Below are 23,082 nucleotides of genomic sequence, written 5' to 3'. Positions count from 1 at the left end.
GCCAAGTATGAGGAGGCTGGACATGTCAAAAGTCAAAGAAATACTCAGGCTAAAATTTGATGCAGGGTTATCGCTAAGGGATATCGCCGCATCATGCAATTGCGGAAAATCAACAGTGGACGATGTACTGAGGAGAGCTCAGAACGCTAAAATCTCTTGGCCTTGCGATCTTAACGATAAAGAACTCCTGTCCCTGATTTATCCTCCGGCAGAAGTCAGAAAAGTGGCTGCTGAGCCGGATTTGAATTACATCTTCAGCGAGATGAAGCGGAAGCATGTAACTCTGATGCTCCTTTGGGAAGAGTACAAGCGGGATAATCCTGATGGCCTCATGTACACCCAGTTTTGCGAACGGTATCGAAGCTTTAAGAAAACCAACCAAATCTCCTGCATATTGAACATAAAGCTGGAGAGTCAATGCAGGTAGATTGGGCGGGCAGCACAATCCCATACATTGAAGCTCCCACAGGGGAAGAGAAAGTTGCATATATATTTGTGTCGGTTCTCCCGGCGTCAGCATATCCCTTTGCTTATGCCTATGGGGATATGAAACAGCCAAACTGGATTGATGCTCATGTCAGAGCCTTCGAGCATTACGGCGGCGTACCGAGGGTTGTCATTCCCGATAATACAAAGACTGCGGTTAAAACACCGGATCTCGTGGATCCACTTCTCAATGCCAGCTATACCGAGATGGCCCGGCATTACGGAGTTGCTCTGGTACCGGCAAGGCCGAGGAAACCCAAAGACAAAGCCGCTGATGAAAATATGGTCGGCAATGTGTCAAGGCGTATCATAGCAGCACTCCGAAACCGTCGATTCTTTAGTGTCATGGAGATCAATCAGGCCATAGCGATCGAACTTGACAAGCTGATAAACCGGCCATTTCAAAAGCTTGAAGGGAACCGGAAAACAGCTTTTGAAGCCATTGATAAGCCGGCCTTAAAGCCGCTTCCCGCCGCCCGGTACGAGTATGCCGACTGGGCAGATGCTAAAGTTGCTTTTAATTATCATGTTGAATATCAGGGCTTTTTTCTACAGCGTCCATTATTCCAACATTGGCAAAATCTCAAGAGTACGGGCAACCGCTTCTGTCATAGAAATCTTCGCCTGCGGCGAGCGGATTGCCGCTCACAAGAGAAACTTCAATACTTTCAAACGATATACCACGTTGCCGGAGCATATGCCGGAATCCCACAAGGCAGTTACCGGATGGAGCTCCGAACGGTACTTGTCATGGGCCGAAAAGATCGGGCCAAAGACCAGGCATCTGATTGCCAATATTCTTGATAGCAGGGAGTATCCGGTACAGACCTACAGATCCTGCATGGGCATCTTGCGTCTCGCATCTGATTATCCTTCCGAAGTTGTCGAAGCAGCAAGCAAGGAGGCAATCGACAAGGGAACCTGCACCTACAAATATTTCAGCATCATCCTCAGACAAAAGGCGTTGAAAGCATCCCCCGAAGTTGAGAAGATCGTATCAAATACCAACTTACGAGGAGCCAGAACGTATGCCGGAGGTGGAAAGAATGCTTAACAATCAAACCATTGAAAAACTACGGGATATGAAGCTGAAGGCCATGGCGCAGATGCTGAGCGAGCCTGATCCCTCTGATCTGGGGCTATCCTTTGAAGAACGGCTTGGCCTTATGGTCGAAAAAGAGTGGATGGCCAAGAAGAACTCCAAGATCAAACGCCTGCTTCGGAATGCTTCCCTCAGCTTAAATGCCAGCATTGAGGGCATTGAATACACAGCAAACAGAGCAATTGAGAAGCAATCTATACTTGAGCTTGCAAGCTGCAACTTCATTGAGAAATCGCTGAACATCATCACTACCGGCAAGACCGGATGCGGTAAAACCTATCTGATTTGCGCCTTTGGCAGCAATGCCTGCAGGAAAGGATATACCGTTAAATATTACAGGATTCCGGAATTGCTTCTGGAAATCCAGGATGCAAAAGCTCAAACCAATACTCAAAATTTATGAAAGGGCTTCAAAGCACCCGCCTTCTGATCCTTGATGACATTGGGCTGAAATCCTACAGTCTTGAGGAAAGCCGTGACATACTGGAGATTGCTGAATCCCGCTACAACAGAGGCTCGATGATCCTCGCCGGGCAAATCTCTCATGGTCAGTGGTATGAGCTTTTCCCCGATCCGACGATTGCCGACGCCATCATGGACCGGATCATCCATAACTCCTACATCCTCGAACTTGACTCGAAGATTTCTATGCGAGAAGTTATGGCTGCCAAGAAAATGCGGGACGCTCTCGAATTCTAAATACTGACAATATTTGTTGCCGAAAAGCAGCAATTATTTTACAATCAATTTAGCCGGCAAAGTGTCCGGATACTTCCGGTTTCGTGTCCGGATGTTTCCGGAATTGCTGTCCGGATGTTCCGGAATACGCAATTTACTCAATTGGATGAGTGATATGCTTTTCCGAAAATAATATAATTGCTTTTTTATCAATTCTTCATCAGAAGTTTGGTTAATACTAGCAATATCACCATAGACAGTTCCGATTGAATAATAAATTTGTGCTTGCGAAGCAATATCTTCAGTTTGCGCCAATTCTTTTGCTTGGTCAATCAAGCTATATAATTTTTCTACGTTTTTATTAACAGTAGCATCATCAAATTGCTTGGAAATATTTTTAGATTTCTCAGAAAATGGATCGATATATTTCTTGGAATGCATCCTTAGACCCCCATTAAATAATTACAAAAATGTTTCTCTAATCATCCCTAGTGACCTATTAAACATAATAATATTTCTAGAAATCTAACCCAGTAGCTGTTTGTTGATATCTTTTGTATGTTCTAGATTATTATTATCCATTATGTCTTTTGTAATTGTGAATATCTTGGATTTTTTCCAAACATTATAATCACCAATGATGTACAATCTATATTTAGCACGAGTCACGGCAACGTTGACAATATTAGGCTTTACCCACCTAACCGCACCGCTTGCTTTCCTATCACATCCAAGAACAAATATTACTTCTTTTGCTTCTTTCCCTTGAAATTTATGTACGGTACCACAGTAATTATCAAGCCAAATCTCGACTTCCTCTTTATGTGTCTTCAGTTCAGTTGATTGATTAACCATTTGCTTGATCCCTTCAATAACTGTCGTGAATGGTGATATTACAAATAAATCTGGAATCCCATTATGTTTATTAAAGCTACTAACAATTATCTCTAACGCCTTTTCTCCTTGCGATGTAATAAAATGATTTTTTCTACCGATTTCGTCTCCAGTCACATTTATCCAGAGGGATGTTTCCATTACAAATTTAGATTCATCCTCTTTTTTAGCTTCTGCGGTCTTCATTTTCATTGTTCTAGCATAAGACAATTCATTAGAGATATCAAACATTGGATTGACACACCTACGATGTACAATTAGGGGACATCCTATCCATATCGGTTTTGCCTCTTCATTTACAGAATCTTTTATATAAGACCCATAGCAGTTAAGTCTATCAGCAAATTCCTGTACAGAAATAGTTTTGTCTATATAAGGTCTAATAATCTCGTCTGTAAATGCATTCTTAATCAGATCTGCATCATCTGTTACAACTGGTTCTACTTGTTTAGGATCTCCAACAATAATTGCTCTTTTACATCTCCATAATGCGCCTACTGCGACCTGTGGTGAAGCCTGTCCAGCCTCATCAACAATTAACAGCCCCAGGCGTCCTTGCTCTTTTATATTTCCTAAAAAGCGACCTACTGAAGCAAAGGTTGTAGATATCACCGGTGTAAGTAAGAATAATGTATTGATTAGGTGGCTATATGATTTGTCTTTATCATTTTGACTATACGTGCATAATTCTTTTTTACTATTCTCTCGGTACTTCCACATCATTGCAAGATTTTTGAAGTTATCTCTACAAGCATTGGAGGATAAAATAAATTCCTTATGTAATTGAAGCGCAAGGTAAAACAGCATCTCCCTCTCTCGATTATATTCTTGGGTAATCCATGGATTTGAAGTCTGTATATTTGTACTAATTTTTTCATCCTTATTTTCAAAGTCATCCCAAAACTTGCCATCTATAACCTTCGCATTTTTACCATGCTTACTTAAGACATTATGCAATTCCGTTTTATCCCTTAAAATATCTGTTTGAACATCTTCTATCGATTTATTTTCCGTAGCAATATTATCAATTAAAGTACTGGAATTCTCTTTTAATTTGTCAATACTATGGTAATTCTCTGACAGACAGTTTTCATGTTTTTCTTTTACTTTTATGACTTCAATATGTCTATCAATACTATCTAGCTTTAACTTCTTTTCCAACTCCAGCAATTCATTATTCGCTTTCACTTCTTCTTTTAATTCTAAAATTTGGCGCAGTTTTTCTGTCTGCATCCATTTCCCAAATAGAATCTCATACCACTTTCTGGAATCTTCTTTCTTTATTAAGTTGCTTTTAATACTTTCGATCTTATTTTCGAATTCTTGCAAATTACAATCATGTATTTTTAGTTCTTCAAGTAATTTATCTCCTTTATTTTTAGCAATCGAGATATTTTTAACTATTTCTGCGTTTTCCCCTTTAAGTTTTTGGATTTCTTCCAAACACATCTTCCCAAGAGCTGTTAACTGATTGATATTCTTTTCTGATATCAGAATTTTATTTTTATTACTATTTTCTTTTATTTTATATTCTTCTGATAATCGACTGATTCTCGCAAGTTCTTTTTTATGCATTTCAACTTTTGAAAATTGTATACAAAATTCTTTCTTGGCATTTAAATAGCTTTCATGACGTTTTGTTACCATTTCATTAGTACAGTAAAAGCTCTCAATAATTTCATTCAATACATTGAAACAATATTTACCTACATTAGACGACTTGCCCATAGGTGCGGATATCAGTCCCCATTCACTAATATCTAAAGAATCGTCTGTCTCAGGACTTTGAGATACCAATTTATGTGCAAGCCAAGAAAAGTAAATGTCTCTCTTTTCTATAAATTGGGGTTGTTTTTTTCCGTTTTCATCAACAATAAATACTTTGTATGATTCTATACTGCTAGTTTTAGATACATCAAATAGATTAATAATTTGTTCCAACCCTTCGGCAACTTGTTCTTTATCATTCGTATCTGGCCGGAGATTAGAAATAAGTTCTCCACCATCCGGAAGTTCTTTTGTTATATTTTCTACAGCAGCATTATTGCACGAAGCTACCAGCATACTAAAATCAGATAGCTTTTCATCTTTAAAAGCATAGTACTTATTGCAATATTGGTCGTATCCATTATTTATGTAATTCCCGTTTTCAAAAAGACGAGATTCAAATGCATCATCGGAGTTTTCATATTCACACATAATTTTTGCACGTTCTACAATATTAGATGCGATAATTTCTTTCAACAGTGTTGTTTTTCCAGTGCCCGGAGGGCCATTCACAGAAAATATTTTTCCAATTTGATTTGTGTCGCTAATCCCCATGTTTATTGCAACCTGCTGCATTAATGCCGGATTAAATTTTGATGGCCATTTCCCAGAAGGTGATTTGTCTGCAAACAGCCACTCCGCTATATGCAATTTACTATTGCGGATATCAATACGATTCGGCCTATAAATAGGTCCTTGATCCTGGTCTTCTTCGTAAGCGCCTATTATATAGTCCACTATATGTGAAAATGAACTGCTATTCCCTTTGCTATTTTCAAGAACTTGCTTTACCATCTCCAAATCATCAACGTAAAACCCTTTTACAAGCTCACTAATGTCTTCCTCTTTTTCATCTTCTCTCTCAAAGGTCTTCTCACTGTCATATCTTGTATAAATAAAGCTGCCTTCTAATTCACTTCCTATGAGATCTTCATCTATTGAATTCATATATTTATTTACAACAGAATTATATAAATCCTCAATTTGAGTGCTCCGTAAAGGTTCTATTTTACTTATCGTCTCTTCAAACTCTTTAATATCATTCTCATAATTTCTGCTTGTTACAATTCCATCTATCTTTCCTCCTGATATAATGCAATTGTATATTCCCCATACCAATGGTGATATCCTAAGACTTTTTTCAATATAAAAGCCCTCCTTGTCAACCTTTAACCCAATAAGGCATATCTTACCATTTTGATCTTCCGGTCTGTCATCTTTTATTTTTAAAGATTCATATAACTTTCTAATCAGAACCTCTCTCTTTATTTTTCCAATACACAAGTGTAGCGAACTACTGCATTTGGGATATTTCACATAAAAAATATCGTCGTTCCTTACAAGTTCAGATACTTCAAGGGATAAAGGCAGATTATAGAACAATGCAATCTTAGAAAACTTGCATTCTTCTTTTGTTATTCCCCCTTGTTGCTCTTTTATTGCTAATTCAACTTTCCTTCTATTCTCTTTTGTATCTTGAGGAAAAGATTCTTGGTTTAAAAACTCGATGGTATGCCAAAATTCAACTATATTATAAGCTATTTTTGTTTTATTCTCCCGCTCTGAAATCTTTTGCTTTGCCAAAGTTATTTTGCCTACTTTCTAAATAATATGTTTGTGTGATTTTATTTTGTTATTCTATTGATTATCTGGCAAGACTGGTTCGAATTTTATACCCAAAAGCTCTAATTTTGTCCATGATATTAATTCGAAAAGCTGCCTATCTTTATAATAGTTTAACTTTTCATATTGCCCTTTTGTAATTTTTTCTCCATGCGATGATAAATTTCGAGGCCAATATAGATCTTGAAGCATTTTGTTAAACGAAAATGTGGCTTCAACAAATTTCACTTTGTTTTCTATAACAAATTTCTTCATGTCATACCACATCAGATGTTCTGTTGGCTTATTTTTTATATCAGAGAGTTGTATAATCTCATTTATTTCTTGCTCAATTACTCCGCAGTATTGTTTAAAAGGCATATTATAAGAAACCGTTTTTCTGCCATCATCCTTCTCAAATTGCTCAGCTACTGAATCTGCGGAAGCCAAGTCCCACATAGAATTCTCGGATAACCCACCGCAGTTAGTATGATAAATTGAATAGTAAAAATCAACTTTATCAAGTGGTATCCACTCAATCCAAATGTTTTCATTTTTCTTTTCAGCAAAATCATACTGCCAGGATGCCAATAGTCCATCTGTATCTACAAACATTTCAATGCAATCAATATATCTGTCAAGGCCCTGCAGTATAATTTGGTATGCCAATCTGGACAAAGTAAGCATAGCACCATAATCGCATCGTTGATAATCACTTTTCATTAAATACTCATAATAATTCATTGAAGCTATTTCTGATAAAACAATAGATTCAGGATCTGTAAGTGTATTATTTTGATAATTCTCCTGAACTTTTGTGATTATATCTTCTACATTTCCTTCTATACCAGTAACTTCATGAACCTCTCTTAAAACTTCAAAATAACGCTCATTACCTTTTTGAGCAACGGAATATAATGACGCACACAAAAACTTTATCATATCATCATTGATATTTGATCTACTCAAATTTCCGATTAATTGTTCTAATGTCGCAAGTACATAGTTTTTTAGCCCTACGATATAGTTGTGACGTGGAATTATGCCTAATTCATTATCTAGATACTCTCCGTCCACTAATTCATTTATCGATTGCCAATTTAGCATTAAATCGCCCCCATTTCTTATGGTATATACCTTTTAATTGCTTTTTCAAAAATCACATTAATGCGATCTTATTTTACTTTCCCCACGCCCAGCAATTTCATTTCCATATCTTCCAAAGCCTTTATATAATCTTTTTCGGCTTTGGAAACATCCGCCAAATGCAGAGCTTTATATTTCTTCTATTCATCCTTTGCCTTAAGTTCAGCGGTCTTAGCACTGATTGTTCCGGCATGGGTCAGGATTTCATGCTTGGACAATTTCAAAAATCCATCCAGCGTTTCAATCCAATCCGCCATACACATAGGGATTCTTCTTCGGGCCTGCAAATCGGTAAATTTTAAATAGCAGAAACCACACTGTTTAAAGCAGATAATTCTTCTTCAGTACAATAGTTTTTAGCAACCAGGGCGTCCCCTTGTGTTGGAATTTCTCCTTTAAAGCTTAGCATCCCCATATAAGGCTTGTCCGCATCTGCCGAATATAAATCTTTTCTGCTTCAGTCTTTCCATGAGCTGCCCAATGCATTTTATTCTGCACTGCTTTAAAAAATAATGTAGACGCTTCCGTTTTACTAAGATAGCTAGATCAAAACGCTTAATTGATATCAGATTTAATCCTACAAGGTAATAAATTTTAGATCGACTTAACAGTGAGCCGGTTCGGGTTTAATTTAAGTAAATGGTCTACTTTGTCTTGCACCAAAAGAATGTCATCATCAATTTTACTTATTCTATTATATAGATCAATCAAGCCATCTCTGTATCTTAATATGTAATCTTTTGATATAAATTCAATTTCATAATCAAAATCTGCAATAACTTTTATGCATCTTAATACAACTCCTTTTAAGTCATTTCCACAAATTAAATATAGTTCTTCAAAATTTATTAATTCTTTCCTTGTAAAAAGTGAGATCTTATTTATAAGATGCATGCATTCCCGCAATTGATGCAGTGTTTCAGGAGAATTACCATCAATTTCATCTATGCTATATTGAAGCATACTGTTATTCGCTATTTCTTCACTAAGCGAAAGCTCCAATATAACAATATCTTTTTTCTGCGCAGCCTTCTGTGCATTTGCCTGCCAGAGCGAAAAGAAAACACCTATTACACCATAGAAGACTGTTATATAGGAGGCCGTTTCCCAGTCAAACTTATCGATCCAAAAAACCAAAGACATCACATAAAAAAATAACAGTACAATTGTGGCAAAAGTGATAGGGGTTTTGCCTTTATTCAATAATAGCAGGAGCTTCATTTTGAACCTTTGCATCTTCTTTGTACCTTTCAATAAGCTCAACACAATACTTTTTAGAACATCCAAATTTGGCTATAATTGTATCAATCTCATGCCCGTCAACAAAGGCATGAAGAATTTGCAGATCCTTGCCATAATAATTTCTGTTTATCATTTCTTTTATTTTCTTTGCATCTTTGAGGTGATTAAACAGATTTTGATTGCTTAAAGCATGTGGATAGAGAGTTAAAAACTCTTTCCACTTTTCTTCTAAAATCTTATTATCTTTATCATAGTCTGGATTGGTGTCTTTCATAATTAATCCAGAAAAAATAAGTTGCATATTTCCACTCCAAAAGCTGCGCATGAAATCATCCAATGCAGGAATACGATATTGAAAAGCTTCTCTTCTAAAATAGCATAGCTGAAATAATCTTTTTTCTTCTCTACTCATCGCTTTCCTGTGCGTTTGATAAAAATGTATACTGAATTTATAGAATAGTTCCTTTGTAATGTAATCGGCCTCCCTTTTCATGTTTTCAAATGCCGTTTCAGTGGAGCAAGTATTATCAATTATCCATCCCAAGATATTTTCGCTGTTTTTTTGAATATCAACGTCGTTTAAAAACTCAATGACTTCTTTATACACCTTGGGGGACTGTAAATTTAGTTCGTTAGTGACTTCATGAATTAGTTCTTCATATTTTTTTTGGTCAAAACTCTCTAATAACGCTACCGCCCTCTGTGGAAAATCTTTTTCTGCAATTTCATTACTATTGGAATTTGCGGAAGAAATAAGCATCAACCATGTTTCTTTTCTGAATTCTTCTTTCAATTTATCAAGCTTTTTTCGAGTAAAAAGGATTCGGAGTCTTTTGTCCAAACTCAGTTTTCTGACTCTTTTCCGATATTCTCTCTTAAACATATCGTCTAGTTCATTATCGAATTCATCAAATTCTTCCAAAACCATATCGCGAAATGAATAATAACCTTGTTCAGACATATTTACCTTTAAAAAACTATTTTTAACCGCATTATAAAATAGCGTCTTCACATCACTATTATCTAGGGGAGAAGTATGGTTGTTATTCGATATTAAACCACATCTCATCATTTCTTGATAGTCGACATACTCATTTTTCTCAATTGGAAACATAGTTGAAAATTTTATCATCTTTAACAAATAAAGCAATTCTTCAAGTTCTGTTTGAGAAAAAATCACACGCGTAAAATTCGATAATTCGTTCATCGGTGGGATGTAAGCCCTTATCTTTCCTTTTTTTGTTTTTCCGTCAATTTCCAAACTATATTTAATTGTTGTTGAATTTCGAAACGATTTCATATAAACACCTTGCTTAGTGGACTTGTTTTTTCATCCGCCGCAGTTGTTGCATATTTTGCAACAACTGAATTTCTTATCAGCTCACCTTCATCAAAGATATTTCTTATATGACGAGAAATGGTGGACTTAACACGCTGAAATAAGTTTGCCATTTGGTCTATTGAGAGCCAGACGGTATCGTTATCGAAGTTAGTTTCTACTTTTGTTAAACCATCTTCGGTCTGGTAGATTACAATTTCAGAGTTCATAACTTCACCCCTTACATCTTTTTCTTATATTATATACGTTCTGACAAAATATTTCCATTAATATACTAAAAAGAGGCTTAGTTCCAGCATCATATTATCAGCCTGAATTAAACCTCTTATTTTAAGTCATTTCCCGGAAATTCTCTTTGGCATCTACAGGTTTGCCCTTTTTCCGGGATAAAAAACGGTCATTTTTTTGCTCGATTTTCGCTCTTTTTTTGCCTCAAAACCACAACATCTTGTGGCAAAACGCTACCTTTCTTCCCCCAAACCACATTTCCGCATCTTTATTACCGTCTCAACATGCCCCGTATGCGGAAACATATCCACTGGCTGGGCTTCAACAAACCCATACCCCAGTTCCCCAAGGATCTTTACATCCCTGGCCAAAGTCGCCGGATCGCAGGACACATAGACGATGCGCTTCGGACAGACCTGTGCCACAGCATCCAAAAGAGCTGGATCACAGCCTGCTCGGGGCGGGTCAAGGATGACTACGTCCGCTTGAACGCCTTCCTTCAAAAGCCTCGGCAGTTCCTCTTCTGCTTTGCCGCAGATATATTCCGCGTTGACGATGCCGTTGATGACAGCATTTCGATTTGCGTCCAGTACAGCCGCTTTCACCGACTCGATTCCGATGACCTTTTTGGCTTTGGATGCACAGTACAGTCCGATGGTACCCACACCGCAGTAGAGATCCAGCACCGTCTCTGCTCCCGTCAGCGCAGCATATTCAAGGGCTTTGTCATAGAGCTTTACCATCTGTACCGGGTTGATCTGATAAAAGGACATAGGTGAAATTTCAAAACTCAGGCCTCCGGCCTCTTCAAGGATGTTCGGCTTACCTGCAAGGGTCACACATTCTGACCCCATGATTTCTGAGGTATTCTTTTTATTAATGTTCAGAACCACGCTTTCCAGAGAGTACTCAATCCCGGTCTGCGGGTCCGGTGGAAGCTCATTGATTGCATCATCCATCATGAGAACCAGCTTCTCCCCGTTGGGCATACCTTTTCCGTTGATCACCAAAATCGCCATGACCTCGCCGGTTCCAAAGGCGGTCTTTACAATGAGGTGTCGTATCAGTCCTTTTCCGGTTTTCTCGTCATAAGCAGGAATATGATCGGATTTCATATATTCCCGCAGTGCCTGCGCGATCTTTTCCGCAGGAGCCGATTGAATCATGCAGGTTTCACAATTGATGATCTGATGACTCTTTGCCTGGTAGAACCCTACCGCAGCTTCCCCAGTCATGCCTTTTGCAAGGTTTTTCCCTACGTGTTTTCCCGCATGTTTTTCTGTATACTTTCCTGTCTGTTTTCCTGAGATGTTTCCCAATTGCGTTCCGCGCTGGCGCATGCCTACGGGAAACTGGGCCTTGTTCCGATAGTTTTCTGGGACGTCCATTCCGATGGTATCACGAACCAATGGATTTTCCAGCCCTCCGATTCGGGTCAGCTTGTCCTTAACCAGCTTCTGTTTCAGCTTCAGCTGCCCCTCATAGCTCATGGACTGAAGGGAACAGCCACCGCAGCTGCCAAAATACTCACAAGCAGCCGACACCCGGTATTCCGAAGGTGTAAGAATTTCCGTAAGTCTTCCGAAGGCATAGCTCTTCTTCAGCTTGGTCAGCTCGGCTTTCACCACATCCCCAACCACGGCTCCGTCTACAAATACGGCAAGTCCTTCGATTCTGCCGATGCCCTGCCCTTCGTGACTCATATCTTCTATTGTTATTTCATATTCTTTTCCCTGTTCAATCATTTTCTCTAGCTCTCTTTCTTTCGGAATCCCTGATTTAATATTCTGTGCGCAGATGGGCGCACAGAATGAATCAGCGGTTCGTTAAAATAAATTCGTTTTTATGGTATTCCAAATACCCCTCGTCCCTGAGTCTGCTCAGTTCACGGGACATGGCGCTGCGGTCTACGCTGAGATAGTCCGCCAGCTCATTTCTGGAGAAAGGAATTTTAAATTTATTCTTCCCTGTTCGCTCCGAATAATCGGAAAGATAGGTCATCAGCTTTTCCTTTGTTGTTTTGCAGGCGAGAACCCGCATCTTTTCATTCATCATTATATTTTTTACCGCAATGACCCGCATCATGTTCTCAATGAGGGTGCGGTGAAAACCGCAGGCCGTGCTGCAGGCTCCGACGATTTTATGAAATGGAATCCAAATAATACGGCAGTCTGAGGTTGCGATGACCGTTACCGGAATTTCCGCCGAACCCGCTGCCACATAGGCTTCCGCAAAGAGATCTGCTTTCATAAGCTCTGACAGGATTGCTCTGTTTCCCTCTGCGTCTTCACGGGTAATCTGCGCGTTTCCTTCTGCAACGATACCGACAGAAGTTACTCTGGTTCCTGCAAGAAGGATAATATCGTTCTTCTTGTATTTGCGCTCGTTGGCGCCGAGACAGCTGAGCATTGCCTCAAGATCCTGTTCGGAAACCCCCTGAAATAAAGAGGAATTCATCAAAATTTTTATATTATGTTTCAAAAAAATCACCTCTCTGTTGCAAATGCAACGATACTTATAGTATGATTCTACTATACTTAAACCATAAAAGCAAAGAAAACATGAAACGATAGATTGGAAAGCATCTGCATTGCAGTGACGGATTCAAAGAAATCTGCAGCGAAATGATACGCAGATCGTGAAATAATGGAGGAATGAAAGATGATCAGAACTATTATAAATATTGAAAAAGAAAAATGTAACGGCTGCGGACTTTGTGTCAGTGCATGCCACGAAGGAGCAATCGCTATGATCGACGGAAAAGCGGAGCTGATAAGAGATGACTACTGTGACGGTCTGGGCAATTGTCTTCCTGCCTGTCCCACAGGAGCTATCACCTTCGTAGAACGGGAAGCTGCTGCCTTTGATGAAGCTGCCGTTGCAGAAAACATGAAAAAAATGCAAGCACATACGCCTCATCATGATCATCCGCAGCACAAACCGGAAGTACCCTTCGCAGGCTGCCCGGGAAGTATGTCAAGAATGCTGAAAAGAAGCGCAGAAGCAGGTTCAGCAGCCAACGGCGCGCAACATGCAGGTTCAGCCAGCGGAGCTTCACAGGCAACCCCTGCCGCTCACGCATCAGCACCAGCGGCAGCACATGGATCAGCATCAGCAAGCCACGGAGCAGCAGCTCCGGCTCAGCTGGAATCTCAGCTGCAGCAGTGGCCGGTACAGATTAAGCTGGTTCCTGTCAACGCACCATATTTTGACGGAGCCAACCTTCTGATTGCAGCAGACTGTGCAGCTTATGCTTACGCAAACTTCCATAACCAGTTTATGAAGAACAAAATCACCATCATCGGTTGCCCGAAGCTGGATGAAGGAGACTACTCCGAAAAGCTGACTGCGATTCTTGCGAACAACAACATCAAGAGTCTCACTGTAGTCAGAATGGAAGTTCCATGCTGCGGAGGCATTCAAAATGCAGCAGTGACTGCACTGAGAAACAGCGGCAAGATGATTCCATGGCAGGTTGTCACCCTCACCACCAATGGAGAAATCTTAGAAAACTAAACTGGAACCTTTCGATCCCAAAACTCATATTATATTATGTTAAGGATCATACAAATAAGATTTGCGGATATGATTAAGAAAACGGCTAAGCCCTGTGATAGGGTTAGCCGTTTTTTATCACCTTGAATCCACTGGCCGCGGTACATGCGCACGCACCGGTTGACGTCTTTCATCCGTGTTTAGACTTTGGCGCTAAGAATTGTATTATAAGTAATACTCTATGGGGTTTTCAATTGGCTTGCCGGGCTTGCGGGTCTTGGAGTTAAACATCAGCACCGCCTCACGCTTTGCCGGAATTTCGAGAGAATAGGGCTGGCGGTTTCCGCTGCTGAAAACCGAAAGATCCACCACACGGTTGTATTCGCATGGCTTCCCATCAATCATCTTGATACCCGCTTTTACAAAGGGCCGCTTTCGGTAGTATGGATCAAACATCAGTACCGAGTCACCCTCAATTCCGGTTAAGGTTACATAATGTCCCACATCATAGTGAAGCCGAACAACCACCGCACCGCCCTGCCGAAGCGCTTCGACGATACGGCTGTTCTGGTCGATACGGACATCATCACCGGCTAGAAATTCGCATTCAATAGGCATATTCTTCACCTTACCGTATTGGGTGAGCCAGCTGGATAAAAAAATCATTGCCATTTTCGATGTACCCTTTTTTCCGTGCTCTCCTTTTGAATTATAACAATCCAGGGTATATGTATAGCAGTAACGCAGAATATCGGGATGAATTTCCTCCCTGGAAAATAAAAAGCTGATGGCATTTAAAATAGCAGTGGGTCCGCAATCGTATTCGGTAAGCTGGTAGTGCAACGGATTTTTCATGATATCACCTATTCTTTCCAATGATTGATTTTCAAAATTTCCATGATCAGTTCAACACACGTTTCCATGTCATGAATGCTGGTACTCTCGCTGGTAGAGTGAATGTTTCTCATTGCATTGGCTATCACAAGCCCCTCAATACCATGAAGAGCGAAGTTATTGTTGTCCGAACCACCCATTGTTGAATGAATGCTGCTCTTTATATTTACGGCATTGCACGCTTTCTGGAAATCCAAAACGGTTCTGCTTTCCATGGGCGTTTCATATGCAGTAATGGTACACCGATGGTCAGTTTTTATCTCAGCTCCAATGGCTTTCGCATGGTGGACAAATATTTTTTGAGTCTCACTCCACAAGGAAAGTGCATTTTCGTGAGATAAACTCCTGATTTCACCAGTTATCTCGCACAAATCAGGAACAATATTGCCCTGGATACCTCCTGAAATTTTACCGATGTTGAGGGTCGCTTTATCGCTTCGCGTCCCCTGCTTTATTTCAGAAATAGCCGACGCTGCAGCGGCAATGGCGTTTATCCCATCAGCTGGAGCAAAGCCCGCGTGGGCTGCCCTGCCCGTAATTTGAATGTCAAAAGATAATATAGTGGGAGCTGCGTAGGCTGCCTCCCCAATTTCACCATTTAGATCGAGAATATATGCTTGTTTTGCGGTAATCCTGTCATATTCGGCATATTTTGATCCGCCGCAGTAAATTTCCTCTGCGACAGGAAAAAGCAGTTCAACGGAGCGATGGGGAATTCCCTGCTCCTTTATCCTTGTAATCGCTTCAAGAATGATTGTAACACCCGCGATATCATCTGCGCCCAAAACCGTATCTCCAGCGGAGGTGATAGAACCATCTTCGTGCAGAATCGCTCTTTTCCCCCTTGAGGGCTCGACAGTGTCCATATGCGCTGAAAGCAGCACCGGCTCCCCTGCACCCTTTATGAATGCGTATAAATTACCACAGTCACCGCCGACCTGCTCACCGGCACGGTCCTCATAAAGCTCTGCACCTAGAAGGGTTAAGCGTTGTTTTAATTCATCGCACAGATTCCGTTCTCCGCGGGATGGGCTATCAATGGCAGTAAGGGCTTTAAAGGTATTAAAGATACGATCATTCATAGATATGTTACCTCATAAATATCATAGTTATCATATATGTTTATATGAATTGTAGCATTATGGCGAGGCGTTGTCAAGAAACACGGCACCGCTTAATGAAAAAAATAGCTGACCAGATGGTGCGCAAGGAAATAATCATCACTTTCCAAACATAAATACAATATAAATACCTTATGAAAAGGTTTTACAAAAGTCGGGCTGCCTCTCAAAAATACTTGCAAACCACTTGACAAATTCGGTATTCGAGCCATATAATAAAACAATATATTATATCATATATGAATACTATGTTTTTACTGGTGTATATGAACTTATTCCACTACATAGCGATGTTGCAGCAACAATGAAAAGCACTGCGTACAAGAATTCATAGAAAAGGACGGTAATAGAAATGAAAAGACAAAACAAATTACTTACCCTCAGATCACTTACTCGCACGGTTGCGGTGATCGTTTTAATCTTCACGCTCATCAGCCTCTCTGCTTGCGGAAATTCAGACGCTCCAGGCACTGATGCGGCAAAAGATAAAACACTGGTCATTGCCGTACCAGACTCCATCAACCTGCTGGAAGCAGGACAGGAGGGCTCAGTCATCCAGTATTACATTCAGCAGATCGTCAACGAAGGGCTAGTGGCCATTGGTGAGGATGGAAAAATTCATCCCGCGCTGGCGGAAAGCTGGGAGGATGAGAATTCCACCGTTTGGACCTTCAAGCTGAGAAAAGACGCTAAATTCTCCGACGGCTCACCCGTTACAATTGATGACATTATATATTCAATTGAGCGCAGCGCCGACCCTGAGCAGTCTCCTTCCATCGCTTATTTCTATCCGGAAGGCTTTACGACAGAAAAGGTTGATGAATCCACTTTAAAGATCACACTGCCCCATGCGCAGTCAAACTTTATCTGGTCCATATCCAATAACGGCGGCTTGTTTGTAACGAAGAAAGAATGGGCGGAACAAGCAGAAGCAATTGGCTCTGCTAAGGATCTTCTGCTCGGATCAGGTCCATATAAAGTTGCTGAGTTCTCTCCCGGCTCCCATGTAACATTGGAAGCCACCGACACCTGGTGGGGCGGCACACCGGAAGTAAAAAAAGTAAGAATCGACTTCATCTCTGACAACCAAACCCGTCTTCTTGCCTTCAAGCAGGGCGACGTTGACTTTGCCTTTGATATCCCCATCAGCCAGGTCGGTGATTATCAGTCGGTAAGCGGTGCGAAAGTCCAAACCTATAAAGATCGTTCCTACGTGGGTTTGACCTTTGATTTAACCGTAAAACCCTTTGATAACGAGCACGTTCGTAAAGCGGTTGCCTACGCCATTGATTCCCAGGGAATTATCGACAGCATCAAAGACGGCTACCCCGAAAAAGCAACAGCATTCACAGCGCCCGAGCAGTTTGCAACGGTTCTCTCTGCAGATGATGCAAGAGAAAAGCTGAAAGCGCTTACCCATTATGACTATAACATGGAAAAAGCCAAAGAGGAGTTCGCCCTATCAGGCGCAGCACCCTTCTCTACTACGATCTATTATCCCGACAGCAATCAGGATTTGGGCAAAGCTTCCTTAGTCATTGCCGATTCCCTGAAAGAAATTGGTATTACAGTTGATGTTCAGGAAATTCCTGTGGAACAGTGGCTGAACGAAATGGGTTCTGGTACAAAGGGAATTGACTGGATGGATTACCGCCCGCCGACGCTGGACCCAGCGGAAATCGCAATATGGTTTCTCGATACAACCGGCCAAGGCACAAACCCCGCAAACTGGACAGATCAATCCGTTCAGCCTTACTTGCAGGCGGTTTATGAAAAATCCTCCGAGGAAGGTCTTGACGATTTGTTGAAGGGCATTGACATCGCACAGGAACAGGCAATTTACGCACCCATTTGGTGGGGCGAAGCCGCAGTTGCCTACAACAGCTCCATTGAAGTTGACAATTTCACGTCATACACCTTCCTGTCCCAAAACTGGCCCAAAAACTTTCGCTTTGCAAAATAACACATAATAAAAGTAACCTCAGCCAATATCGTTTACGATATTGGCTACATAATAGAACTAGAATCAACCGATGCACTTCCTGGCAGAAAATAAAACTGCCGGGAAGTGTGTTCCTATAAGAAGATGAACTAGGATGACAGTATATGAGTAAAACAAGATTTATAGCAAAACGTCTGTTCGAGTGCCTTGTTTCGTTGGTGGTTATGTCTTTTGTGATTTTTTCACTGCTGTATATCGCTCCCGGCGATCCTGCCCGCTCCCTTGTGGGTGCAAAAAAAGTTACCCCTGAGCTGCTGAGTAAAATCCGTGAACAGTACCATCTAAACGATCCATTTTTAACCCAGTACACAAGATGGGTTCATGATGCGGTTTCCCTTGAGTTTGGCAACTCTATTAAGGCGGGCTACCCTGTTGTAGACTATATCGCGCCTCATGCCGCTGTTACGTTTCAGCTTGTTGGGTTATCCCTGCTGCTTAGCATCATCATCGGTGTTGGACTGGGTGTGGTGTCAGCGCGCACAAAGGGCAGACTCACTGATAGAATCATCGACATTTCATCGATCGTAGGCACCTGCTCGCCCAGCTTTGCGTTGGGGCTTGTGCTGCTCTATGTCTTCTCTTATCAGTTTGGGATCTTTCCTATGTACGGCATCGGTGAGGAGGGCAATTTGATCGATGTTTTGTGGCACTTAATTTTGCCTGCAATCACATTGACCATAGGAGTTTCTGCACTGCTGATTAAAATCACCCGCTCTGCCATGCTGAAGGAAGTGTCCAGTGATTATGCTGTATTTATGCGTGCACGGGCAATCCCCACAAGGAAGATCGTGTTTTCTCAGCTGAAAAATGCCTCGGCACCTGTTTTAACAAGCACAGGGCTTGTCCTGGCAAGTCTTTTCGGCGCAACTGTTCTGATTGAAAATGTCTTTTCAATCCCGGGGCTTGGTGTGCTGCTAACCACATCGGTTACCTTCCGGGATGTTCCTGTCGTGCAGTTTATCGCCCTCATGCTGGGGGGAATCATCTGCCTGACATCCGCGTTTGTTGATATTTTAGTTTATTTCTTTAATCCAACAATCCACAGGACACAGAGCAACGATAAAAAAGCAAAGGGGGTAAGCTGAAATGGAAAACACAATCAATGTAGAAAAATTCAAGCTTCCGCCAGTCAGGATCATGTTATCGGTCTTGGTTTTGCTGATCATCGTCCTTTGGATGGCTTTCCCCTCACTTTTTGCGCCGGATGCTTTAAGCCTGGATATTCAAAACGCCAAGCTGCCCGCCGGTTCGGCGGGGCATCTTCTGGGCACCGATGCCCTGGGTCGTGATGTTTTGAAACTGCTCATTGCAGGCACTGACAGCGCAATGATAGGGCCGTTATGCATAGCAGCAGGTTCTTTGATCATCGGCCTCGTCCTGGGAAGTACCGCAGGTTGGTTCGGCGGCTTTTGGGATAAAATCGTATCCGCCTATGCTGATTTAACACTGTCTATGCCATCCATGCTACTGGCCATTGTTGCCGCAGCCATTATCGGCGGAGGATACTGGGTCAGCGTCCTGGTTATGATTATCCTGTATTCCCCCTTTGATATTCGTTTGGTGCGCTCGGCGGTGATACAGCAAAAATCCAAACCTTATATTGAATCGACAAAAATGCTGAATCTAAGCACCATTAATATTTTAGCAAAGCATATTTTCCCGAATATAGCGATGGTGATCCTTGTAAATTTCTTTCTAAACATCGCTTACGGCTTGATGAGTATGTCCTCCCTGTCGTTCTTAGGGCTTGGAGTTGGCCCGAAAGAAGCGGATTGGGGACGTCAGCTCTCCGACGGACGTGAGCTGCTATCACAAAACCCCGCAATGTCCCTCTCTGCTGGTATCATCATTATTGTAACTGCTGTTTCCATTAATCTGATTGGCAGCTATCTTCTTGAAAGGGGCGGTTTCGATGACAATTAAAATAGAGATCAGCGGCTTACGGGTGCAAATCAGCGGAAACGAGGTATTAAAAGGCATTGACTTCAAGCTGGGAGGCAGCGAAAGTGTCGGTATCGTCGGACAATCAGGCTCCGGCAAAACGATGATGATGCGCTCCCTGATCGGTCTGCTTCCAAATCAGGCTAAGCCATTGGGAGATTACCGAATAGACGAACAAAGCATTCCACTCGATGCTCGAGAAAAGCAGTGGGCAAAAATAAGAGGCAGTGCCATCAGTATGGTAATGCAAGATCCATTCACGGCCCTTGATCCATTGAAAAAATGCGGCAAACAAATTTTGGACGGCGTACCAAAACAGAAAAAAGCTGCTTTTGATATTGTATCTGCCCTAAAAGAAGTTGGCTTGCCGGCAGATGCCGCAGACAGATATCCGTTCGAATTGTCGGGCGGTCAGCGTCAGAGAATCGTAATCGCTGCATCCCTTGCCACCCAGCCTCGGCTTCTGATCGCAGATGAGGCAACCACCGCACTGGATGTGATCACCCAAAAGGAAATTCTCGACCTGATTGATTCCATCCGCAGCGTTCGCGCAATGCCTCTGATCATCATCACACACAATATTAGGCTTGCAAAAACAAGATGCGACCGCGTTCTGGTTATGGAGAATGGAAAAATCGTAGAAGAGGGTTCTGCTCTCAAGATAACGGAACAGCCCCGTTCGGAAGCTGCAAAAGAGCTCATCGAAGCAGATCGATTTCTGCAGGTGAAATCCTTCTCCGATTCTCATTCAGGCGGTGATACCCTGCTTAGGGCAATAAACCTGAATAAGCAGTTCGGCTCCGTTAACGCTCTGACGGATGTCAGTATTGACGTGTGCGCAGGCGAATGCGTAGGCATCGTCGGGCAGTCCGGCTCAGGCAAAACAACGCTGGCACGATGTCTTGTAGGCTTAACGAAGGCTGATTCCGGCTCCGTGAAATACTTTGGAACGAATCGTGCCCAGATCGTCTTTCAGGATCCCTATGCATCCCTAAACCCTGCCCATACCATCCGATATATTTTAGAATCTGCGTTGAAAGCTTCCAATCGGCCTCTCAGCGAGCTTGAAGCATTGATTTCCTTAGCAGAAGTGCCCAAAGAGCTCCTGGACCGAAAGCCTGCAAAATTATCAGGAGGCCAGCGGCAAAGAGTAGCAATTGCACGGGCGTTAGCCCCCCGCCCAGATTTGCTGATCTGCGATGAATCGGTATCAGCACTGGATGTCGTCGTTCAAAATCAGATCTTGAATATGCTGGAGAAACTCCGCCGGGAGCGCTGTCTTGCGATACTTTTTATCACCCATGATTTATCTGTTTTGCGAATGATTGCAGGGAGGGTATACGTTATGAATGAGGGCCGTGTGGTGGAACACGGTACTACCCGCCAAATTTTTGAATCAGCGAAAAATAGTTATACAAAGACATTGATCGAAGCAGCAGCCTTTGGCAGCGCTGAATCGAATCCTGGGGAGCTCATACCTTTTATTTAGATAAGCACGATAGCGCAACCCCTTAAACCATCTAGCCTGGATCTCAAGCGCATACACGGTTGGCAGGGAGAATTAGTTTACTGTGCTAGCCGCTCAGTACCATCGAGCATATGCAATCAAGAAAGCACACATCTGGGATGATTGAAAATCCCTGACGTGTGCTTTTTTGTGATGATCCTTATTACAAAATTGATTTGTGATAAACTCCAACTTTTCTGGATCAGCGTTACTTTGTCAGCCGAAGCCCTAATTCAAAGGCGTTCCGGCAATCAGCAGGAAACTGCTCTTCTTTGACCTTAGCCTTGTGGGGTTCATGAAATTTTGATGCATCATACTTGGAATAGTCATCAAATTGATACGTATCATGGCTAAGCAAGATCTCCGAGCTGCCATTTAAAACCTGCAGCAGAAATTGATTCTGCTTGAACAGGGCTTCGTAATTTATCTGCTTCATTTGCTCCTCAGGGACATTCATGGTGTAAAGAAAGGCTGAGTTGATCGAACTGGGACATACGGATAGTTTCCCCTCATCATAAGAGAGATTCGGAAAGAACAGCCGTTCCAGAAAGGATCGCATCTCACCCGTAACATTACTAAAATAAATCGGAGATCCCAGCAGCAAGGCATCACAATTAATGATTTTCTCAAGTACTTCTCTTAGTCCATCCTTCACCGCACAGACCCCGTTGCATTGGTTTCCTTTTCGTTTGCAGGCGAAGCAGCTTATACATCCCTTGAAATTCAGATCATACAGATGAATAAGTTCTGTCTCTGCCCCATTTTCCTCAGCACCACGCATTGCATTTCGAAGAAGCACTGCCGTATTTCCGTTTTTTCTCGGACTTCCGTTCACAGCAATCAATTTCATATCCTTATCCCCCATCCTTTCGAATCTATCAATTTCATATCTTTATCCTCATCTTTTCAAGCAATCAATTTTATGATCGCAGCCCACATTCCCTTCCTGCAAATATTTATATACTCATTTCTTGACCTTTTTATTCTTATAGCTTACATTCTGTGATACTCCCGGAAGCAGTCCAAACAGACCTTCTCCCCTTCTTCCAGGCGGATATACGGTTCGGCGGTCTTCTCGCCGCAGCGCTCACAGGCAATGGATTGGAACAGCCTTGCTTCCTCCGGCAAAGAATAATGCGGCTCTTTCATCTCGAATACCTCTTCAAATGGTGCCGTCAGAATATAATTTTGTTTTTCTTCTCTGTTTTCCATCTGAGGCAGCTGCTTCAAAACAAGACGCGTATGCTTTCCTGTTTTTCTGTTGAAAAAGGAAAAGGCTTGCTTTCCTCTGATGCGGAAGATCAGATTACCCTTTCCGGCGCTGCAGCCAAGGATTACCTGAATCCCATCCACACCGCAGGCGTCGTTTTCCGTTACGCAGACGATTTCCTCATCTTTGGAATGTTCCATCTCAAGAATGCGCCGGGCTTCTGCCGCCGCTCTGACGCCGATTGCAAGACCGGGACACCGATGTCCGTGAAATTCGACGCTTTTGTCAAAAAGTGTTAGGATATCCATCTTCAGAACCTACCTTCCCAAAATTATGCTGATTCTGCCCTTCCTAATAAATTGCCAATCTATCTTGCTGTTTGCCCATCTATCTCGTTATATTTTGCCAATCTACCTTGCTATATTTTT

General features: G+C 41.9%; 23 protein-coding genes and 2 pseudogenes. 10 read left to right on the top strand and 15 right to left on the bottom strand.

The genetic code is table 11. From position 1 onward, the window contains the following. The first annotated feature begins 22 nt into the window (after nucleotides 1-22). Genes FRZ06_21125 through FRZ06_21105 form a run of 5 tightly spaced genes read left to right on the top strand, consistent with a single transcriptional unit; the run spans nucleotide 23 to nucleotide 2,287 of the window. Nucleotides 23-427 (top strand): hypothetical protein, encoded by a 405-nt coding sequence (locus FRZ06_21125; protein ID QOX65672.1) that lies wholly within the window; start codon nucleotides 23-25, stop codon nucleotides 425-427. Continuing rightward, the gene (locus tag FRZ06_21120; GenBank protein ID QOX65671.1) at nucleotides 418-1,290 is read left to right on the top strand and encodes an IS21 family transposase; all 873 of its coding nucleotides are present in this window, start codon (nucleotides 418-420) and stop codon (nucleotides 1,288-1,290) included. Before FRZ06_21125 ends, FRZ06_21120 begins: the two co-directional genes overlap by 10 nt. Further along, nucleotides 1,232-1,540, top strand: a complete 309-nt coding sequence (locus tag FRZ06_21115; protein ID QOX65670.1) for a hypothetical protein — start codon at nucleotides 1,232-1,234, stop codon at nucleotides 1,538-1,540. The genes FRZ06_21120 and FRZ06_21115 overlap by 59 nt, the downstream gene beginning before the upstream one ends. Then, entirely contained in the window at nucleotides 1,515-1,991 is a 477-nt protein-coding gene (locus FRZ06_21110; GenBank protein ID QOX65669.1) for a hypothetical protein, read from the top strand. The genes FRZ06_21115 and FRZ06_21110 overlap by 26 nt, the downstream gene beginning before the upstream one ends. After that, nucleotides 1,988-2,287: a hypothetical protein gene (locus FRZ06_21105; GenBank protein QOX65668.1), complete on the top strand. Its 300-nt coding sequence runs from the start codon at nucleotides 1,988-1,990 to the stop codon at nucleotides 2,285-2,287. Before FRZ06_21110 ends, FRZ06_21105 begins: the two co-directional genes overlap by 4 nt. 33 nt (nucleotides 2,288-2,320) lie before the next feature. Here FRZ06_21105 and FRZ06_21100 read toward each other — a convergent pair whose 3' ends face one another. From FRZ06_21100 to FRZ06_21050, 11 genes and pseudogenes are all read right to left on the bottom strand, one after another. Next, nucleotides 2,321-2,707: a hypothetical protein gene (locus tag FRZ06_21100; protein QOX65667.1), complete on the bottom strand. Its 387-nt coding sequence runs from the start codon at nucleotides 2,705-2,707 to the stop codon at nucleotides 2,321-2,323. A gap of 84 nt (nucleotides 2,708-2,791) precedes the next feature. Then, nucleotides 2,792-6,511 carry a hypothetical protein gene (locus FRZ06_21095; GenBank protein ID QOX65666.1) on the bottom strand — a complete coding sequence of 1,240 codons (3,720 nt, stop codon included), beginning with the start codon at nucleotides 6,509-6,511 and terminating at the stop codon, nucleotides 2,792-2,794. Nucleotides 6,512-6,565: 54 nt separating this feature from the next. Continuing rightward, complete coding sequence (locus tag FRZ06_21090; protein QOX65665.1) at nucleotides 6,566-7,636, bottom strand: hypothetical protein; 1,071 nt, start codon at nucleotides 7,634-7,636, stop codon at nucleotides 6,566-6,568. Between the two features lie 179 nt (nucleotides 7,637-7,815). Next, nucleotides 7,816-7,938 carry a virulence RhuM family protein gene (locus FRZ06_21085; GenBank protein ID QOX65664.1) on the bottom strand — a complete coding sequence of 41 codons (123 nt, stop codon included), beginning with the start codon at nucleotides 7,936-7,938 and terminating at the stop codon, nucleotides 7,816-7,818. Nucleotides 7,939-7,973: 35 nt separating this feature from the next. After that, nucleotides 7,974-8,090 carry a virulence RhuM family protein gene (locus FRZ06_21080; GenBank protein ID QOX65663.1) on the bottom strand — a complete coding sequence of 39 codons (117 nt, stop codon included), beginning with the start codon at nucleotides 8,088-8,090 and terminating at the stop codon, nucleotides 7,974-7,976. Continuing rightward, a pseudogene (locus FRZ06_21075) lies at nucleotides 8,078-8,215 on the bottom strand (virulence RhuM family protein). Before FRZ06_21075 ends, FRZ06_21080 begins: the two are co-directional and overlap by 13 nt. A 54-nt stretch (nucleotides 8,216-8,269) precedes the next feature. Continuing rightward, nucleotides 8,270-8,878: a hypothetical protein gene (locus FRZ06_21070; GenBank protein ID QOX65662.1), complete on the bottom strand. Its 609-nt coding sequence runs from the start codon at nucleotides 8,876-8,878 to the stop codon at nucleotides 8,270-8,272. Next, entirely contained in the window at nucleotides 8,871-10,217 is a 1,347-nt protein-coding gene (locus FRZ06_21065; GenBank protein ID QOX65661.1) for a hypothetical protein, read from the bottom strand. Before FRZ06_21065 ends, FRZ06_21070 begins: the two co-directional genes overlap by 8 nt. 23 nt (nucleotides 10,218-10,240) lie before the next feature. Further along, nucleotides 10,241-10,465 (bottom strand): annotated as a pseudogene (locus FRZ06_21060) (cell filamentation protein Fic). A 252-nt stretch (nucleotides 10,466-10,717) separates the two neighbouring features. Beyond that, nucleotides 10,718-12,229, bottom strand: coding sequence for a 23S rRNA (uracil(1939)-C(5))-methyltransferase RlmD (gene rlmD, locus FRZ06_21055; protein ID QOX65660.1), 1,512 nt, complete (start codon nucleotides 12,227-12,229; stop codon nucleotides 10,718-10,720). Between the two features lie 70 nt (nucleotides 12,230-12,299). Continuing rightward, the gene (locus tag FRZ06_21050; protein ID QOX65659.1) at nucleotides 12,300-12,965 is read right to left on the bottom strand and encodes a Crp/Fnr family transcriptional regulator; all 666 of its coding nucleotides are present in this window, start codon (nucleotides 12,963-12,965) and stop codon (nucleotides 12,300-12,302) included. Nucleotides 12,966-13,145: 180 nt separating this feature from the next. On the opposite strand from FRZ06_21050, the gene FRZ06_21045 reads away from it, so the two are divergent. Then, nucleotides 13,146-14,000, top strand: a complete 855-nt coding sequence (locus FRZ06_21045; protein QOX65658.1) for a 4Fe-4S dicluster domain-containing protein — start codon at nucleotides 13,146-13,148, stop codon at nucleotides 13,998-14,000. 204 nt (nucleotides 14,001-14,204) lie between these two features. On the opposite strand, the gene FRZ06_21040 is transcribed toward FRZ06_21045, so the two are convergent. Together FRZ06_21040 and FRZ06_21035 are read right to left on the bottom strand one after the other, a co-directional pair. Continuing rightward, the gene (locus tag FRZ06_21040; protein ID QOX65657.1) at nucleotides 14,205-14,834 is read right to left on the bottom strand and encodes a peptidase C39; all 630 of its coding nucleotides are present in this window, start codon (nucleotides 14,832-14,834) and stop codon (nucleotides 14,205-14,207) included. An 8-nt stretch (nucleotides 14,835-14,842) separates the two neighbouring features. Further along, nucleotides 14,843-15,955, bottom strand: coding sequence for a M20/M25/M40 family metallo-hydrolase (locus FRZ06_21035; GenBank protein ID QOX65656.1), 1,113 nt, complete (start codon nucleotides 15,953-15,955; stop codon nucleotides 14,843-14,845). Between the two features lie 391 nt (nucleotides 15,956-16,346). On the opposite strand from FRZ06_21035, the gene FRZ06_21030 reads away from it, so the two are divergent. From FRZ06_21030 to FRZ06_21015, 4 genes are all read left to right on the top strand, one after another. After that, a complete protein-coding gene (locus FRZ06_21030) occupies nucleotides 16,347-17,957 on the top strand; it encodes an ABC transporter substrate-binding protein (protein ID QOX65655.1) in 1,611 nt (536 codons plus the stop codon). 143 nt (nucleotides 17,958-18,100) lie between these two features. Continuing rightward, nucleotides 18,101-19,081 carry an ABC transporter permease gene (locus FRZ06_21025; protein QOX65654.1) on the top strand — a complete coding sequence of 327 codons (981 nt, stop codon included), beginning with the start codon at nucleotides 18,101-18,103 and terminating at the stop codon, nucleotides 19,079-19,081. A gap of 1 nt (nucleotide 19,082) precedes the next feature. Next, nucleotides 19,083-19,919 (top strand): ABC transporter permease, encoded by an 837-nt coding sequence (locus tag FRZ06_21020; GenBank protein QOX65653.1) that lies wholly within the window; start codon nucleotides 19,083-19,085, stop codon nucleotides 19,917-19,919. Continuing rightward, nucleotides 19,909-21,426 carry an ABC transporter ATP-binding protein gene (locus FRZ06_21015; protein ID QOX65652.1) on the top strand — a complete coding sequence of 506 codons (1,518 nt, stop codon included), beginning with the start codon at nucleotides 19,909-19,911 and terminating at the stop codon, nucleotides 21,424-21,426. Before FRZ06_21020 ends, FRZ06_21015 begins: the two co-directional genes overlap by 11 nt. A gap of 226 nt (nucleotides 21,427-21,652) precedes the next feature. Here FRZ06_21015 and FRZ06_21010 read toward each other — a convergent pair whose 3' ends face one another. Together FRZ06_21010 and FRZ06_21005 are read right to left on the bottom strand one after the other, a co-directional pair. After that, complete coding sequence (locus FRZ06_21010; protein QOX65651.1) at nucleotides 21,653-22,294, bottom strand: flavodoxin family protein; 642 nt, start codon at nucleotides 22,292-22,294, stop codon at nucleotides 21,653-21,655. 143 nt (nucleotides 22,295-22,437) lie between these two features. Next, nucleotides 22,438-22,962: a formylmethanofuran dehydrogenase gene (locus FRZ06_21005; GenBank protein ID QOX65650.1), complete on the bottom strand. Its 525-nt coding sequence runs from the start codon at nucleotides 22,960-22,962 to the stop codon at nucleotides 22,438-22,440. Between the last annotated feature and the right edge of the window lie 120 nt (nucleotides 22,963-23,082).

Source organism: Clostridiales bacterium, from assembly GCA_015243575.1.
Classification (GTDB): domain Bacteria; phylum Bacillota; class Clostridia; order Peptostreptococcales; family Anaerovoracaceae; genus Anoxybacterium; species Anoxybacterium hadale.
The sequence above is the reverse complement of the archived record's forward strand: the minus strand, read 5'-3'. Positions and strand labels throughout refer to the sequence as shown.